Source organism: Frankia nepalensis, assembly GCF_016786325.1.
Lineage (GTDB): Bacteria > Actinomycetota > Actinomycetes > Frankiales > Frankiaceae > Pseudofrankia > Pseudofrankia nepalensis.
In genome coordinates, this window is the sequence record NZ_JADWYU010000297.1 from 1 (window position 1) to 4,015 (window position 4,015).

A 4,015-nucleotide genomic window follows, 5' to 3' on the forward strand; every position below is an offset into this window, starting at 1 on the left:
GTGGGCCGCCCGCCGGGCGGCCCACCCACCCGGCCACCGACCAGCGGAACTCATCCGCCACCACGAGATAGCAGCAACTAGACAGCAGGCGCTACCGCCCCGACACCCGGCAACGGCGGGCAGACGGCCCGCGGCGCGCATTCGCCGAAAGGAAGTTGGACATGGCGCTTCGGGTCGTGCACAGCGGCACCGGTCTCATCGGCCGCTCGGCGCTGGACGGCATCCTCAACCATCCCGACCTCGAGTTAGTCGGCATGTACGTCCAGTCACCGGAGAAGATCGGCAAAGACGCGGGCGCGTTCATCCGGCGCGCACCAACCGGCATCGTCACGACCAACGACTGGGACGCACTGCTCGCGCTGGCGCCCGACTGCCTGTCCTACCAGAGCAACAGCATCGGCCGGGAACTCGACGCCGCCAACGACGTCTGCCGGTTCCTGGAGGCCGGGGCCAACGCCGTCACCGCGTCGATCTTCGCCTGGGGCTACCCGGCGGACGTGCCGGCCGGGTTCGACCGGGTCCACGAGGCGTGCGCGAAGGGCGGCTCCAGCGCGTACTTCTCCGGCTCCGACCCCGGCTGGGCGACCACCGACCTCGCGCTCGCCGCCCTGCGCATGGCCGACGAGGTCGAATGCGTCCGCGTCTGCGAGCTCGGCTACTGGGGCCAGTACGAGGCCGAGTATGTCTGCCGCGAGTACTTCGGGTTCGGCCAGGGCCCCGGCTTCGAACCGATCCTCCTCAAGGGCGGTTTCCTGCGCCAGATGTGGGAGCCCACCCTGCGGGAACTCTGCGACGCGATGAACGTCGAGATCGAGGACTGGAACATCGTCTACGAGACGGACTCCCTCGACCACGACATCCAGACCGGCTTCGGAACCGTGAAGGCGGGCACCGCGTCGGTCATCCACTTCGAGCTGCAGGCGCTCAACGGCGGCCGGCCCGTCGCCGTCGTCGAGCACGTCGACCGGGTCGGCATGGGCGCCGGCCCACAGTGGAAAGGCCCGTTCGGCCCGGAGGTCTTCGCGTTCCGCATCGAGATCGAAGGCAGCCCCTCGTTCACCCTCGAACACCAGGTCACCAGCCGGCCCCGCAAACCAACCAGCGGCCAGAACCCCAAGAGCGCCGGCCACCACGACATCGGCCTGGTCACCGCCGGCAAGAGCACCGCGATGCCGATCATCAACGCCATCCCGGCCGTATGCGCCGCCCGGCCCGGCCTGCTCGGCCCACGCGACATCGGCCACCCGATCAGCCGCAACGTACGCCGCGCGGGCTGAGCCGCATCGGCTGCTGGGGGCCGGTGATCGATCTCATCGATGAGCGGCCTCGCGACCCAAACGGAAGCTCCACGAGCGCCGTCTGCGCGATCCTTACTGGACCGGGGCCACCAGCGCCAGCGGCAGCGACCAGACCGCCGGCTTCCCCGGCGGAGGGGCAGGCACATCATGAACGAGCTCCCGTTATCCGACCTCCCGTTACACGACCCGCGCCTTTACGCGGCCGGCTTTCCGCACGAGCGGTTCCGCTGGCTGCGGGACAACGACCCGGTGTCCCACCACGAGCACGAGGCCTACGCGGGCGGTTACTGGGTGGTCGCGCGGCACGCCGACGTGCAGGCCGTGTCGCGCGACGCCGAGACCTGGCGCAACGCCCCGAGCCCGACGGTGGACGTCCCACCGGGATCGCCGCCCGAGGCGACGATGGACATCCTGATCAACCTCGACGGCCACGGCCACACCCAGATGCGCAAGGTCGTGAACCGGGGGTTCACCCCGCGCCGCATCGCGATGCTGGAAAGCCTCGTCCGCGCCCGGGTCGACGCCATTCTCGACGCGCTGCTCGACCGGGACGGCGCCGACCTCGTGCACGACATCGCCGAGATCCTGCCGCTGCACGTCATCGCCGACCTGGTCGGCGTGCCGGAGGCCGACCGTGCGCAGGTCTTCGCCTGGACGGAGCGGACCTTCGCCTTCGACCCCGAGGCCGACGCGACGGACCGGCTCACCGCCGCCGCCGAGATGTTCGCCTACGCCGACGGCCTGTCCCGTGAACGCCAGGCGGCGCCGCGCGACGACCTGCTGAGCATCGTCACGCACGCCGAGGTCGACGGCCACCGGCTCGACCAGAGGCAGGTCGCCGCGTTCTTCATGCTGCTGCAGAACGCGGGCAGCGAGACCACCCGCGGCGTCATCGCCGGCGGCACGGTGGCCCTCCTGGACAACCCCGAGCAGTTCGAGCGGCTGCGCGCCGACCTGTCGCTGCTGCCGACCGCCGTGGAGGAGCTCGTCCGCCACACCACCCCGGTCCTGTACTTCAGCCGGCAGGCGGCGCGCGACACCGAGGTGGGCGGCGTCGCGATCCGCGAGGGCGAGCGCGTCCTGCTCTCCTACGCGTCGGCCAACCGGGACGAGCGGGTCTTCGACGACCCGGACGGCGTCGACCTCACCCGCAGGCCCAACGAGCACGTCGCGTTCGGCGCCGGCGGGCCGCACTTCTGCCTGGGCGCCTCGCTCGCCCGCCTGGAGCTACGGGTGATGTTCGAGGCGATCGCGCGCCGCTTCGAGGGCCTCGCCGTCGACGGCGACCCCGCCGGCCTGCCGCGTCTGCACTCGAACCTGGTCGGCGGCTTCGCGTCCGTGCCGATCACCTGGACCAGTCTCAAGCCGAAGGTGGCTGCGTCCGGGAGCCGATGAACGCGGCGGCCGGTGGCTGGGCGGGCGGCGCCGGCTCAGCTCGGCGGCGCGAGCACTTCGGCCACGCGGACGGCCCGCAGGGTCCGCAGCCGGATCTCCACGGTTCCCGACCGCTCGGAACCGTGTTTGCCTTCGGGCGGGACCCATGCCGGCGTCAAGGGACGGGTGGGCCCCCACCGCGACAGGCGGCCCACCGGGCGACGCGCGCGGACAGCCGGGCGGGCGAGCGGCTGACACGGCCGGCTGGCGACGGCCGGCCGAGCCGGACGAGATAGCCGGGTCAGCACATCCCGCTCTATTGCATATTTTATGCACCTCCTCGTAGCATCGCCCCAAGCGCGACCGGCGGCGGCGGCGAGAAACACTGTGGTGGTGGCCGGCCGCCGGCCGAGGGCGCCGACGCGGAGCTCCGAGGGCCCCGGCGACCCGCCCGCCCGCGCGCGCTCCCGTGGAATCCGTTGGCGTCGAAGGGGACTAGGCATGGATCTGGAAGCGGCGGGCGGCGTCTTCACCGACCCGAAGGCGTACGCGGACGAGAGGCGCTTCCACGCGGCCACGGCGCTGCTGCGCCGCGAGTCCCCCGTGCACCGGGTCGAGTCCGCGAAGTACCCGCCGTTCTGGGCGATCACCCGTTACGACGACGTCATGGAGATCTCGCGCGACTCGGAGCTGTGGCACAACGCGCCACGCACGGCGGTCCAGCAGGACCCGGCCGCCGAGCCTCCGGCGGTGCGCACCCTGGTCCAGATGGACGCGCCCGACCATCTGGTCTACCGGCACATCAGCGCGGACTGGTTCAAGCCCGCCGGTGTCCGCAAGCTGTCCGGCCGGATCGCCGAGCTCGCGAAGCGCTACGTCGACCACATGGCCGAACTCGGCGACGAGTGCGACTTCTTCACCGACGTCGCCGCGCACTACCCGCTCTACGTCATCCTCTCGCTGCTCGGAATACCCGAACAGGACTTCCCGAGGATGCTCAAGCTCACCCAGGAGCTCTTCGGCGCCGAGGACCAGGACCTGGCCAGAACCGCCAGCGACAACGCGGCCGCGTCCGCCCTGCTCGACTTCTTCCAGTACTTCCAGGCCCTCATCGCCGAGCGGCGCAAGAACCCCACCGACGACCTCGGTTCCGTCATCGCCAACGCCACGGTCAACGACGGGCCGATCGGCGAGCTGGAGGTGGTCGGCTACTACGTGCTGATCGCGACCGCCGGCCACGACACGACCAGCGCGGCCATCTCGGGCGGGCTGCACGCGCTGCTGACCAACCCGGAACAGTGGCGACGGCTGTCCGCCGACCCGTCCCTCGTCCCGACCGCCGT

Annotated in this window: 3 protein-coding genes; all 3 read left to right on the plus strand. The window is 71.4% G+C overall.

Annotated features, from left to right (window positions below; all coding sequences use genetic code 11):
• The first annotated feature begins 161 nt into the window (after positions 1-161).
• Positions 162-1,277, plus strand: a complete 1,116-nt coding sequence (locus I6A81_RS40635) for a dihydrodipicolinate reductase (protein ID WP_203008023.1) — start codon at positions 162-164, stop codon at positions 1,275-1,277.
• A gap of 168 nt (positions 1,278-1,445) precedes the next feature.
• Entirely contained in the window at positions 1,446-2,693 is a 1,248-nt protein-coding gene (locus I6A81_RS40640) for a cytochrome P450 (protein ID WP_203008021.1), read from the plus strand.
• Between the two features lie 480 nt (positions 2,694-3,173).
• A partial coding sequence (locus tag I6A81_RS40645; protein WP_203008018.1) for a cytochrome P450 family protein occupies positions 3,174-4,015 on the plus strand: 842 nt, incomplete at its 3' end.